Source organism: Leisingera sp. ANG1, from assembly GCF_000203975.2.
Taxonomy (GTDB): domain Bacteria; phylum Pseudomonadota; class Alphaproteobacteria; order Rhodobacterales; family Rhodobacteraceae; genus Leisingera.
This window is the reverse complement of the sequence record NZ_AFCF02000001.1, coordinates 58491-71124: the sequence shown is the minus strand read 5'-3', so window position 1 is coordinate 71124 and position 12634 is coordinate 58491. Positions and strand designations below refer to the sequence as shown.

The 12634-nt window shown below is 65.6% G+C and carries 13 protein-coding genes; 7 read left to right on the top strand and 6 right to left on the bottom strand.

The genetic code is table 11. The annotated features are described in order from the left end of the window. Positions 1-4 precede the first annotated feature (4 nt). The 5 genes from GC1_RS00340 to GC1_RS00320 all read left to right on the top strand — a co-directional run bounded on the left by GC1_RS00340 (position 5) and on the right by GC1_RS00320 (position 5220). Entirely contained in the window at positions 5-1471 is a 1467-nt protein-coding gene (locus tag GC1_RS00340) for an alkaline phosphatase D family protein (RefSeq protein WP_019296748.1), read from the top strand. Between the two features lie 213 nt (positions 1472-1684). Beyond that, positions 1685-2434 carry a septum site-determining protein MinC gene (minC, locus tag GC1_RS00335; RefSeq protein WP_019296749.1) on the top strand — a complete coding sequence of 250 codons (750 nt, stop codon included), beginning with the start codon at positions 1685-1687 and terminating at the stop codon, positions 2432-2434. Beyond that, positions 2434-3282, top strand: a complete 849-nt coding sequence (gene minD / locus GC1_RS00330; protein WP_019296750.1) for a septum site-determining protein MinD — start codon at positions 2434-2436, stop codon at positions 3280-3282. The genes minC and minD overlap by 1 nt, the downstream gene beginning before the upstream one ends. Positions 3283-3284: 2 nt before the next feature. Then, the gene (gene minE, locus GC1_RS00325; protein WP_019296751.1) at positions 3285-3548 is read left to right on the top strand and encodes a cell division topological specificity factor MinE; all 264 of its coding nucleotides are present in this window, start codon (positions 3285-3287) and stop codon (positions 3546-3548) included. A 220-nt stretch (positions 3549-3768) separates the two neighbouring features. Continuing rightward, positions 3769-5220 (top strand): HD-GYP domain-containing protein, encoded by a 1452-nt coding sequence (locus GC1_RS00320; RefSeq protein ID WP_019296752.1) that lies wholly within the window; start codon positions 3769-3771, stop codon positions 5218-5220. Here the strand turns inward: GC1_RS00320 and GC1_RS00315 are convergent. Both GC1_RS00315 and GC1_RS00310 read right to left on the bottom strand, forming a co-directional pair. Further along, positions 5217-6389 (bottom strand): threonine/serine ThrE exporter family protein, encoded by a 1173-nt coding sequence (locus GC1_RS00315; RefSeq protein ID WP_019296753.1) that lies wholly within the window; start codon positions 6387-6389, stop codon positions 5217-5219. The genes GC1_RS00320 and GC1_RS00315 overlap by 4 nt on opposite strands. Before the next feature lie 93 nt (positions 6390-6482). After that, the gene (locus GC1_RS00310; protein WP_019296754.1) at positions 6483-7427 is read right to left on the bottom strand and encodes a hydrogen peroxide-inducible genes activator; all 945 of its coding nucleotides are present in this window, start codon (positions 7425-7427) and stop codon (positions 6483-6485) included. Between the two features lie 94 nt (positions 7428-7521). On the opposite strand from GC1_RS00310, the gene GC1_RS00305 reads away from it, so the two are divergent. Further along, positions 7522-8484 (top strand): sodium-dependent bicarbonate transport family permease, encoded by a 963-nt coding sequence (locus tag GC1_RS00305; RefSeq protein WP_019296755.1) that lies wholly within the window; start codon positions 7522-7524, stop codon positions 8482-8484. Between the two features lie 57 nt (positions 8485-8541). Continuing rightward, complete coding sequence (locus tag GC1_RS00300; RefSeq protein WP_019296756.1) at positions 8542-9228, top strand: M48 family metallopeptidase; 687 nt, start codon at positions 8542-8544, stop codon at positions 9226-9228. A 68-nt stretch (positions 9229-9296) separates the two neighbouring features. On the opposite strand, the gene GC1_RS00295 is transcribed toward GC1_RS00300, so the two are convergent. The 4 genes from GC1_RS00295 to GC1_RS00280 form a co-directional block, all read right to left on the bottom strand. Continuing rightward, positions 9297-9710, bottom strand: a complete 414-nt coding sequence (locus GC1_RS00295; RefSeq protein WP_019296757.1) for a hypothetical protein — start codon at positions 9708-9710, stop codon at positions 9297-9299. A 188-nt stretch (positions 9711-9898) separates the two neighbouring features. Beyond that, complete coding sequence (locus tag GC1_RS00290) at positions 9899-10441, bottom strand: RSP_2648 family PIN domain-containing protein (protein WP_019296758.1); 543 nt, start codon at positions 10439-10441, stop codon at positions 9899-9901. A 5-nt stretch (positions 10442-10446) separates the two neighbouring features. Continuing rightward, positions 10447-11661 (bottom strand): RSP_2647 family RNA methyltransferase, encoded by a 1215-nt coding sequence (locus GC1_RS00285; protein ID WP_019296759.1) that lies wholly within the window; start codon positions 11659-11661, stop codon positions 10447-10449. 83 nt (positions 11662-11744) lie between these two features. After that, on the bottom strand, positions 11745-12413 hold the full coding sequence (locus GC1_RS00280; protein WP_029204864.1) for a DUF6778 family protein: 669 nt from the start codon (positions 12411-12413) through the stop codon (positions 11745-11747). Between the last annotated feature and the right edge of the window lie 221 nt (positions 12414-12634).

Genomic DNA, 12634 nt, shown 5'->3' with positions numbered 1-12634 from the left:
CGGCATGAGCAGCAGCACCCGTACAACAGGCCCGATAACAGGCCCGGCAACAGGCCGAATAACCGGCCCGATCCTGATCCTTGATGATCTGCGCGATGGCCGGATGCATCTGGCCGCCTTGTTCATCGCGCCCAAAGGCGCGGCTCTGCCGCCAGTTCAATTGGACGGTGGTGAAGCGCAGCCCGCACCGCTGGCGGAGTACAGCACCCATACGGTGCTGCGGGCGCGGTTCAGCCTGCCGGCGGACTGCCCTTCCGCCTACCAGTGGAACGGCACGCGCTATGAGCTGGCAGGCGGTTTTGGCGGCGATCTGCGGATCGCCTATGCCGCCTGCAACGGCGAGGAGCATGGTGACCTGGACCGCGACGGGGCCGAGCGCAACGCCATGTGGGCGCGGATGGGCGCGGAGCATGCGGAACACCCCTTCTCGCTGCTGCTGCATGGCGGTGACCAAGTCTATGCGGATGAGGTGACAGACGGCCATCCCTTGAGCCAAGATTGGCCGGACCGCATTCCCCGCGATCCCGCGCGCGCGGACCTGGCGAATCTGATGCACCACCTGCGCGAGCGTTTCCTGCAGCGCTACTTGGCAGTCTACACCGCACCGGAGTTTGCCTGGATCGCAGCGCGAGTGCCGTCGCTGATGCAGTGGGACGATCATGACATCTGCGACGGCTGGGGGTCCTTGCGCCGTTCGCGCACCTATTCCCCTGTCGGCCAGACGCTGTTTTCCGCTGCACGGGAGGCGGCGCTGCTGTTTCAGCACGGTTGCTGCGATGGGGACCTGCCTGCCCGTTTTGCCGATCCCGAAGGCAGCCACCTGGGCTGGTGCATCGAAGCGCCGGGGCTGCGGCTGCTGGCGCCCGATCTGCGCTCCGAACGCAGCCGACGGCGGGTGATGGCGCGGGGCGGCTGGTGGTTGATGAAAGCAGCGGCAGAGAAACGCTTTGCCGGGCGCAGCCTGATCCTGTCCAGCGTGCCGCTGCTGGGGCCGCGGTTGTCGCTGCTGGAATTCCTGATGGTGCTGATCCCGCGGATGCAGAAATACGAGGACGACCTGCGCGACCAGTGGCAAAGCCGGGCGCACCGGGCCTCATGGCGGCGGATGCTGCGGCTGCTGCGGGACATGGCAGCGCAAGAAGGGCATGAGGTCACCGCGATTTCCGGCGAGATCCACCTGGCCGCACGGGGCGAGATGGCGCTTGGCGGCGGCAAGGTTTTGCACCAGCTGGTGGCCTCCGGCATTTCCCACCGGGCACCGCCCAAGGCCTGGGCGAAGGCGCTGGGGCTGCTCTCGTGGCTGGGCGATGCGCCCCTGCCCGGCCACCCGATCCGCATTCGCAGAATCCCCGGTCAGGCCGGGCGGTATGCAGCGGAGCGCAACTATCTGGTGCTGGAACGCCGGGGCGCAGACTGGTCCGCCAGCTGGGAGCTGGAGACCTCGGGCCGGTCCTCACCGCTGGCCCTGTAGACCCGGACAGCGGCAGCTGGCGGCAGCGGGAACGGCAACCCTTTTCTGCTCAACCGCAGATGGATTGCCTGCGGAAATCCGCCGCTCTGGCACAGCGCAGGCGCTTGTCCGCCGAACCCGCCCTGCCATGGTTGAACGGCGTATCCCGCAAGAGCTACCCAAGGGAAAAAGGCGCGGCAGCAAAACCCGCCCATCCCCGAGCAGGAGCATCGCGTGAGCGTGCCGCATCAAGACATAAAACCCCGTGGCAGCGCGCCTGCCGCCAGCGTGAAGCCGTTCCAGATCCGCGGGCGCTATTTTACTGCTGTTGCCCTGCGCCCCGAGGACGGGCCGCTGGATCAGGCGTTTTATGCCGCCTTGGACGCGCAGCTGCGCTGGAGCCCGCATTTCTTTGACGGTGCACCGCTGATTCTGGATCTGGCGCAGGCGCCGGGGCTGAACCGGCCTGCTGAACTGCGGGCGCTGGCTGACAGCCTGCGCAGCCGCGACCTGGCGGTGTTCGGGGTGCAGAACGCCACCCCCGCCCAGGCCGCTGCTGCAGAGGACGCCGGGCTGATCACGCTGGCCAGCGGCAAGGATGCGCCGCTGAACACTGGCCCCGGCACCCGCCGTGAAATCCCCAAGAAACTGCGCCCGCCGGAAAATGTAGTGGTCACCCGGCCGGTGCGTTCCGGCCAGACGGTGGTGGCCGAGGGCGGCGATCTGGTGGTGGTTGGCCCCGTCAGCTCCGGCGCGGAACTGATCGCGCGCGGCAATATCCATGTCTACGGCCTGCTTCGGGGCCGTGCCATGGCCGGAGCCGAAGGCGATGAGAGCGCCCGCATCTTCTGCCAGCGGCTGGACGCGGAGCTGCTGGCGGTGGCGGGCCTTTACCGGACGAACGAGAATTTGGAGCCGGAGCTATTGAACCGCGCAGCACAGGTTTTCCTGCGCGATGGCCGGCTGTGTGTGGAGGCACTGTAATGAGCAAGGACCTGACATTGGAAGAACCGCTGGGCAAGGTGATCGTTGTCACCTCGGGCAAGGGCGGCGTCGGCAAGACCACAACCTCGGCGGCGGTGGGCGCAGAGCTGGCGCGGCGCGGGCATAAGACTGTGGTGATCGATTTCGACGTGGGCTTGCGCAACCTGGACATGATCATGGGCTGCGAGCGCCGGGTGGTGTTCGACTTCATCAATGTCATTCAGGGCGACGCCAAGCTGAAGCAGGCGCTGATCCGCGACCGGCGCCTGGAGAACCTGGCGGTGCTGCCGACCTCGCAAACCCGCGACAAGGACGCGCTGACCAAGGCGGGCGTCGAGACCGTTCTGGATGAACTGCGCAAGGAGTTCGACTACATCATCTGCGACAGCCCGGCAGGGATCGAGCGCGGCGCCCAGATGGCGATGCACTTCGCCGATGAAGCCATTGTGGTGACCAACCCCGAAGTGTCCTCGGTTCGCGACAGCGACCGGGTGCTGGGGCTCCTGAACAGCATCACCGACCGGGCCGGCAAGACCGGCGCCGAGCCGGTGAAGGCGCAGGTGCTGATCACCCGCCACGACAAGTCCCGCGTCGACAGCGGCGAGATGATGACGGTGGAGGACGTGCTGGAGGTGCTGGCGGTGCCGCTCTTGGGGATCATCCCCGAAAGCAAGGCGGTGCTGCGCGCCTCCAACCTCGGCGTGCCGGTGGTGCTGGATGATCCGTCTGCGGCAGCGGCCGCATATGAGGATGCGGTGGGCCGGCTGATCGGCGAGCAAATCGAGATGCGGATTGCCGCCGACCCGCGCCGCGGGCTGCTGCAGCGGCTGTTCCGGCGGGCGGTGTAAGAATGTTCGGATTTTCCCTCCGCCCCCGCAAGGCCTCGGCCAGCACCGCCAAGGAACGGCTGCAGATCCTGCTGGCGCATGAGCGCAGCGGCAGCGGCGGCGCCCGCCCCGACTGCCTGCCGCAATTGCAGCGCGAGATCCTGGACGTGATCCGCCGCCACATGCAGATCGGCGACGAGGCGATCGACATCCGCATGGAGCGCGGTGACGAGTTGTCGAGTCTGGAGATCAACATAGAGTTCCCGGGAAAACTGGGTGTGAACTAAGGCCGGGGCCCCTGGGGCGGTGCTGCCCGCCCCGGAAATCCTGGCAAGGGCGGCCTTCCTGCGGCCCTCAAAATCAGAACATGGGGCTGCCTATCCGGCGGCCCTGGAAATTTTACGAAAATCCGGCGCAGAATCCCCACCCCTATCCTGCGCCGGGTCAGGGCAGGTTAACCCTGCCCGTGTTGTCATGGGCCTTCCGCACTTGCCCTGCAGAAGGCCCATGACACATTACACTTCTCCCTACAGTCCCGGTCAGGCCGGCACCGCCGCGCCGCAGGACATCCTGCGGCTTGGTGAACTGCTGGGCGCGCTCAGCCATGCGCTGGACCTGACAGAAGGCCAGCCCAAGGGCCATTGCGTGCGCTGCTGCTGGATCGGCATGCAGGTGGCGGCAGAGCTGGGGCTGGCGCCGCAAGCGCGCTCCGATCTCTATTTCACCCTCTTGATGAAGGATCTGGGCTGCAGTTCCAACGCCGCCCGCATCTGCCAGCTGTATATGGCCGATGATCTTTCCTTCAAACGCAGCTTCAAGACCGTCAGCGGTGTACGCCAGGGGCTGGCGTTCCTTTGGCGCAATACTGCGGCCAATGCGGCGCCCTGGACCCGGCTGAAGACGCTGAAGCAAGTGCTGGCAAAGAACACTGAAATTGCCGGAGAGCTGATTGAGACCCGCTGCAACCGCGGCGCGGCGATTGCCCGGCAGATGCGGTTCTCGGAGGATGTGGCGGAGGGTATCGCCTGCCTGGATGAGCATTGGGACGGCGGCGGTCAGCCGCTGGGCCTGAAGGGCGAGGCGATCCCGCTGTTCGCGCGCATTGCGCTGATGGCGCAGGTGGCGGACGTCTTTGCCACCGATCTGGGGGCGGAGGCCGCCGCGGAGGAGCTGGAGCGGCGCGCAGGCAGCTGGTTCGACCCGGATCTGGTGCCGGTCTTCACCGCGGTGCTCCGGCGGCCGCGGTTCCTGCCTGACCTGCAGGACCCCGGGCTGGAGGCGGAAGTCTTTGCCACCCCGCAGGCGCAGCACATCCATGCCGTTGACGAGGAGTACCTGGATGAGATCGCCCGCGCGTTCTCGCTGGTGATCGACGCCAAGAGCCCCTTTACCCACGGCCATTCGCAGCGGGTGGCGCGCTATACCGGCATGATCTGTGACCAATTAGAGTACACGCCGGAACGGCGCCGCTGGATGGTGCGCGGGGCGCTGTTGCATGACATCGGCAAGCTGGGGATCTCCAACACCATTCTGGACAAGCCCGGCAAGATGACGGACGAGGAATTTGCCCTGATGAAGCGGCACCCGGTGCTGGGACATGAGGTACTGAGCCGGATACATGCCTTCCGCGAATTGGCGGATGTGAGCGCGGCGCATCACGAGCGGCTGGACGGCAAGGGTTACCCCTATGGCCTGGACGCCAGCCGCCTGACCCAGGAAATGCGGGTGATGGCGGTGGCCGATATCTTTGATGCGCTGACCGCCGACCGCCCCTACCGCGCGGCGCTGCCGCTGGAGAAGACCTATGCCATCATGGATGACTTGGCAGGCCCCGGCATCGATCCCGACTGTTACGCTGCGCTGCAGGATGCGGTGACCGCCAGCGGCTGGCCCTCTGCCTCTGACGCGCCCCTGACTGGCGGTGAATGGGAACTGCCGGCGGCTGAGCGCAGCGCCTAGCTGGCGAGGTTGCGGTTCTTCTGTGAATAAAGCGCCAGTGCCGTCACCTGCCCCGCCACGATGGCGGAGAACATGAGAAGCGCCGACAGGCCGATGCTGGCATCCGCCATCAACGTCTCGTTGAACAGCGACTGTGTTGCGCTCATCAGCACCCGGCTGCCGGGGACCAGAATGAGGATGCCCTGCACGATGTAGATGGCGCCGGTCAGGTTCAGCGTCTTGGCGAGCCAGGTGCCGTAAAGGGTGATGCACATGGCGGTGACCCAGGTGCCGACGATCCAGCCGCCGCCGAAGCCGAGGTAGAGCGGTCCCCACATGCCCAGCACAGTGACCGGCAGCGCCCGCAGGATATCAGCCAACCGGGCATTGAAGATCACGCCGATGGAAAACGACAGTGCAGGCAGTGCCAGAAAGGGCATCCACCACAAGACCTCGTTCACGTTCTCCACATGCGGCGTTGCCCCCCAGAGCGCGGAGCCGATGCTGACGCCGATATAAATGCCAATAAACAGCTTCATCAGCACGAAGATCGACTGGGCGAACAGGCTGGAGCCGGAGATCACGTCGTTAAAGGCGAGGCATTCCAGCGAGTTGGCAATCGACAGCCCCGGCACGAACAGCACGATGGCGGCAATGCAGGTGCCCCAGACCGGCACCTCCACCCCCATGCTGCTGACCAGCGATACGGTGAGACCGGCGACCAGCGCCGACAGGAATTCGACCAGGATCACCCGGTCGCCGCGGCAGAACAGCTGGCAGAGCCAGACCAGGAATCCCAGCACCGCCGAGAGCGCAATGGTGGTTAGCGCGCTGCCGATCAGGGTCAGGAAGGCGGGCGGGATGGCGATATTGGCAAGCATGATCAGCCAGCCGGGATAGCGGCCCGGTTCCTCGATCCCCGGGTCCTCCACCGCGTTGATGCGGATGATGGTGCGCGCCAGCAGGCTGAGGTTGATCTGGGCCGGGTCCAGGCGGCGGATGATGAACTGGTTGTCCTCGTCCGGGAACTGGCAGGAGATCGAGGTGGGGGTGGCCTGCACAATCACGTTGATGCCCTGTTTGCGGGCATAGAACTGCAGGTATTTCTCGATCTTGTAGGGCGCACAGCCGCTGCGGTGCAGGGTCTCGCCGGTGTCAGCGATATTGCGGAGCTGTGAGAGCGGTGCCATGTGCCGGAAGCCGTTGTTATCTGGTGTCTTTGGGAAGGCACCCCATACTGGATGCGGGGCGGTGCAGCGAGTGCGGTTTTTGCATGGCTGCTATCACTGGATGTCAGGGCTGGCGTCAGGCTCCGCTGCGCCAGTACTGAGGCCGAAACTGCGCGCCACATCCAGAAGCGCGGCGCTGACGAACCCGGTGCCGGTCTGGCTTTCCTCCCCTGCCCGCTGCAACAGCGCGATGTCGCGGCTGGCGCCCTCGGCAGCAAGCGGGCGGAAGATCACCTCGCTGTGGCCTTTCGGCTGGCGCAGGGTGTAAAGCTCCGGCAGCACCGCGACGCCGGCGCCGGAGGCCGCCATCAGGCGGATTGAATCGAGGCTGGTGCCCTCATAGTCGTCAGCCACCACCCCGCCGAAGCCGGAGGCCAGCGCATAAACGATACGCGACAGCCGGTGGCCGCTGTCCAGGGTCAGAAAATTGCGTCCCCTCAAGGACTTGCCATCCACAGGACCGGCCTGCTCCGCCAGCGGATCGTCCAGTGCGGCAGCGATCCACAGGCGTTCGTTGAACAGCCTGACCTGGTGGGTGTTGGGGTGATCCTCTGGCGTGGAAATGATCATGTCGAAGCGTCCCGCCTTCAGCCCCTGCTCCAGGTCGCGGGTGTTTTCCTCGCGCACGATGACGCGCAGGCTGGGCTGGGTGCGGTGGATGGCGCTGACCGCTTTGGGCAGCAGATAGGGTCCGATCGAGGGCAAGACCCCCAGCCGCAGCCGCCCGCCGAACGGTACGCCGCCGGTGACGGCTGCGCGCAGGTCGTCGACCTCTCCCAGTATCCGCTGCGACCGGCGGATCACCTCTGCCCCCATTGCGGTGGGCTGGGCGCCGGCGCGGCCGCGTTTGAACAGCCGGGTGCCCAGATCCTCCTCCACCGCGGAAATCTGCGCCGAAAGGCTGGGCTGGCTGACGTTCAGCGCCTCCGCGGCCAGGCCGAACTGGCCGAGCCGGGCCACGGCGACAATGTACTCGAGCTGACGCAGGGTTGGGCGCATAATATAGCCTGATCCTATGTGAAACTTAGAAACAATATATTGGAACTATGCTGCAGTGCAATTCATGAGGGCAAAAAACGGAATGGAGAGACAGATGCCCACCGCCCTCGAAACGCTGGCCAGCAGTTTGCTGGTGCCCACGATCCTGTTCTTTGCCCTTGGCCTGATTGCAGCCTTTGCCCGCAGCGACCTTTCGATCCCCGAAGGCGCAGCCAAGTTCATGTCGCTTTACCTGCTGCTGGCGATCGGCTTCAAGGGCGGCGCCAGCCTGGCCGAGCACGGGCTGAGCCCGGATCTGTTTGCCACCATCCTGGCGGGGGTGGCGCTGTCGTTCCTTCTGCCGTTCCTTGCCTTTGCGCTGCTTAAGGTCTTGACCCGGCTCGACCCGCTGAACGCGGCGGCGGTGGCCGGGCATTACGGCTCGATCTCCATCGTGACCTTTGTCACCGCAACCAGCCTCTTGGAGCTGACCGGGGTGGTCTATGACGGCTACATGGTGGCGGTGGCCGCGGCGATGGAGGTGCCTGCGATCCTGTCGGCGCTGTGGCTGGCACATAGCACCGGCAGCAACGGCGAGCGGCCGGAGGGGTTCTGGCGCGAGCTGCTGGCCAATGGCTCGGTTGTGCTGCTTTTGGGTGCCTTTGCGATCGGTGCGATCACCGGCGGCAAGGGGATGGAGCTGATTGCCCCCTTCATCGTCACCCCTTTTACCGGCATCCTGTGCCTGTTCCTGCTGGACATGGGCCTGTCGGCGGGCCGCAGCCTGATCAAGAACCGGGAGATGCTGTCGCCGGGGCTGTTTGTCTTTGGTGCGGCGATGCCGGTCATTGGCGCGCTGCTGGCCTATGGCGCGGGCTGGGTGGTCGGACTGGGAAGCGGCAGCCTGTTCCTCTTGATGGTGCTGGCGGCCTCGGCCTCATACATCGCGGTGCCTGCGGCGATGAAGATCGCCCTGCCCAAGGCGGAATCGGGCATTTACCTGACGCTGTCGCTGGGGGTGACCTTCCCGTTCAACATCACGGTTGGGCTGCCGCTGTACTACTGGCTGGCGTCCTGAAGCTTCGGGCGGGCGGCACGCCTTGCGCTGCCGCCCGTTCCGGCCCATATCTGAGGCATGCTGCGCCTCTTGCCCATACTGCTGGCCGTTGCCTATGGCCTTGTGATGTACCGGATTTCGATCTGGCGCACCCACCGGGAGCTGGACCAGCGCTCAACCGAGCTGGCTGACCCCAAGCTGAAGCAGCTGACCGACCGGCTGGCGGCGGCTCTGAACGTGGCCCGCATCCCGGTGCATATCTACGAGGTCGACCCGGTGAACGGGCTGGCAGCGCCGGACGGGCGGATCTTCATCACCCGCGGGTTTTACCGCAAGTACCAGAACGGTGATGTCAGCGCCGAGGAGATGGCCTCCGTCATTGCCCATGAGCTGGGCCATGTGGCGCTGGGGCACGCGAAGAAGCGGATGATCGACTTCTCCGGCCAGAATGCGCTGCGCACTGCGCTGATGATGATCCTGGGCCGCTATATCCCCTTTATCGGGCCGTGGATTGCCGGGGTGCTGACCGGACTGCTGGCGGCGCGGCTGTCGCGCGGGGATGAGTATGAGGCCGATGAATACGCCGCGGCGCTGCTGACCAAGGCGGGCATTGGCCTGGAACCCCAGAAAAGCCTGTTTGCGAAGCTTGAGGAACTGACCCAGCAACGCGCCGGCATGGCGCCTGCCTGGCTGATGAGCCACCCCAAAACCGAAGAGCGCATCGCGGCGCTGGAGCGGCTGGAAGACAAATGGGCCAAGGGCTGAGGCCGCAGCGGATTTGAGGGGCCGGCCCCTCAAACTCCCCGGAGTATTTCAGAAAAGATGAAACGGCGTTACTGAACGTCGTATTCCTGCTTGAACCCTTCGAGCGTGCCGCCTGCCACCAGGTGATCCAGGAAAATCTGCCGCTGATATCCATAGAGCGCGTTCAGGAAGGCCGCTTCCTCCGGCGTCATTTCCCGGCGGGTATAGCCTTGTGCCTCCAGGCATTTGTCCACCGCGCGCCGGGCGCCGTTGGCGCGGATGTGATCCTCGTTCGAGGCGACGATCACCGGGCCGATAATCAGCCCGCCCAACAGCACGCCGGCCACATAACTGCCGGTAACCGCATTCTTACCGCCCTTGGGGGCAACGGGAGCGCACTGGCGGACGGCCTCATGCGCTTCGGAGATGGACTTACCCGGCTGAGCAGGGACAGAAGGCACCGGCGTCTTGGCGCAGGCGGACAGCCCAAGCACCGCCGCCATGGCCAGTCCGGAGAGGGCACGGGACGGAGAACGGGGGGGCAGTGCGGTGCGGCAAGGTTTGGCTGGCATTTCTGGTCCCTGAAAAATGTTTTAAATAACAGGCTTTTCCGTTTGATAAACGGGAACCGCAGCAGCGGCCAAGCGGAAAGCTGGAAGAATGCCGTGCAAATTTGCAGGCTGTGGTTCTGTTACCGCGCCAGCGCCTTGGCCAGCCGCGGCAGGCGGGCTTTTTTCAGCAGCGGGCGGATCTCCCAGCTGCCGCCGGACAGCCGGTTGGCCTCGGCCAGAACCTCTGCCCCCAGCGCCTCCATGCCTGAGCTGTCCTGCAGCCAGAAGCCATAGAGCAGCTCGTCCGGGCCGAGGCGGTCCAGGCCTTCCTCTGCCAATGTGTGGCGCGGGAAGTCCTTGTTATTGACCGTGACGATGGCGTCGGCGTGGCCTGCTATGGCAGCGGCCAGCACATGGGTGTCTGCGCTGTCGGGCAGCCAGAGACGCGCCTCAACCCCTGGTGCCGGAGCGACCTCCGCCTTGGGCCAGCCCGCGCGGATCAGAGCAATCTCTGCTTTGGCCTGGGCCGCGCCTGCGGGGCCGAGTTTAAGCGCCGCGCGCTCCCACTCCCCCAGGATGCGGGCAGACCAGAGCGGGGTGAAATGGCCTAGCTTGGCCGCGCCCAGCAGCATCTCCCGCATCACCGTGGGATACAGGACGCAAGTGTCGAGGAGCAGCTTCACCCGCGTCAGTCCAGCCGGAAGAAGACGGCCTTCAGGTAGCCGCTTTCGGCCAGCTGCGGCAATTGCGGGTGGTCGGGGCCTGCATATCCGGTATGGATGAGCGCCGCCCGGCGGCCGCCCTTGCCGATGCCGCGGGCCGAGGCGTTGCGAAAGCGGGTGAGGTCGGCGGCATGCGAGCAGGAACAGAGGCCCAGGTAGCCGCCGGGTTTCACCAAGGGTGCTGCCAGTTTAGCGACACGTTCATAGGCGCGCAGGCCGGCCTCCAGCGCCTGTTTCGAGGGTGCAAAAGCGGGCGGGTCGCAGATGACGACGTCGAAGGTTTCGCCCTCCTGCCCCAGCGCCGCCAGCACGTCGAAGGCATCGCCTTGGCGGGCGCTGAACTTGTCCTTGAACCCGGCGGCGTCCGCGCCCTGGGCGGCCAGTTCCAGCGCCGCGGCGGAGCCGTCAACGCAGGTGGCCTGCCCTGCCCCGCCTGCCAGCATCGCCAGGCCAAAGCCGCCGACGTGGGAAAACACATCCAGCACCTTGGCGCCGGGCGCAGTGAGGCGGGCGGCAAAGGCGTGGTTTTCGCGCTGGTCGAAGAACAGCCCGGTTTTCTGGCCGCCGGTGAGATCCGCCATATAGGTGGCGCCATTCATCTGCACAGGCACCGGCGCTGCGGGAGCCTCGCCCAGCAGGGTCTGGTTCACGTCATCCAGACCTTCCAGCCCGCGGGTGCGGCCGGAGGCGTTTTTCAGGATCACTTCGGCGCCGGTCACTTCTGCGAGGGCAGCGGTGAGCATATCCAGATGCGCTTCTGCCCAGGCGGCGTTGGGCTGCACCACGCAAGCCGCGCCGAAGCGGTCGATCACCACGCCTGGCAGGCCATCGGATTCGGCATGCACCAGCCGGTAGAAGGGCGCATCATAGAGCCGTTGGCGCATCTCCAGCGCACGGGTGAGGCGAGCGGCGAACCACGCCTGGTCAATTTCCGCCTCCGGGTCGCGGTCGAGCATCCGGGCGATGATCTTGCTTTCAGGATTGACCGAGACCAGCCCCAGCGGGCGCTGCGCCTCATCCTCCAGCACCGCCAGGGTGCCGGGAGCCAGCTTGCGGGTGCGGCGGTCGGTCACCAGTTCATTGGCATAAACCCAGGGAAACCCGTGCCGGATGGCGCGGGCGTTGGACTTGGGCTTCATTTTAACGCGGGGGCGCTGGAGCGCATCGGAGGAGGCTGTCATAGGGCTCTCTTATCCCTTAGCCCCGAACAGGAAAAGGGGCCGCGTGGCCCCTCTCCTCAGAACTTTCGCTCGTCGCGCCGGCGTTACTGCAGGGCCTGCAGCAGGCCCAAGCGGGGGTTCTTGTAGCTGCCGGGTTTGATCAGCTCCTGGCGGATCACGTTGGACAAATGGCCGGTGATGCGGACCTTCTGGGTTTGGCCGCGCGCCATGGCTTCCAGTGCGCGGGCGCCGCCAAATGCCTTGAGGTCAGCCTCGATCACCTTTTCAGGCCGCAGCAGGGCGCCGGTGGCCGGGTCCGTCAGCCGCATCTTGAAGGTGATGGCGTGAATGCCGCCAGTGGTGTAGCGCGCCTTCTGCGTCAGCGCGTGGAAGCGTTGCACCTCGACACTGAGGTGCGCCTTGATCGGGCCGTTCAGGGTGGCGGTGCCGCGTTCCATCGCGGCCTGCACGATCGCCTGCACTTGTGTGTAGCGGTCGCCATGAGGATCCTCGCGCCATACGATGTCGCCCTTGGGCAGATAGCTGTTGGATTCCGAGACCTTGAGACTGCGCGGCACCGACACGGTAACACGGCTGACGCGCAGAGCCGGAACCGGGTCCGCCTGCGGCAGTGTCTCATACCCGTCAGGCACGCTGATAGCGGCGTCGGGCATAGGCTCAAACGGGAGGTTCCGGGATGGCAGATCCACCTGTGCACAGGCAGAAACCGCCAGCCCGAGGGCACCAAGTGCAAGACTGCGAATGATCTTCATGGGTCAGCTCCTTGCCGTATAAAGCCGCCGCCGGGTGAGGGTCCGGAGGGCGGGGTCAATGGCAAGGTGCCGGTCAATCCGGGCAGAATTGGGACAATTTACGTCCAATTTAGCGAAAAATTAACGAATGTTGACGCTCCGTTTACTGTCGGCATCAGCAAGGCAGAAACCCGATGTGCGCCCAGCCGCTGCTGCCGGTTCGGTGCGGCCCGAAGCTGTGG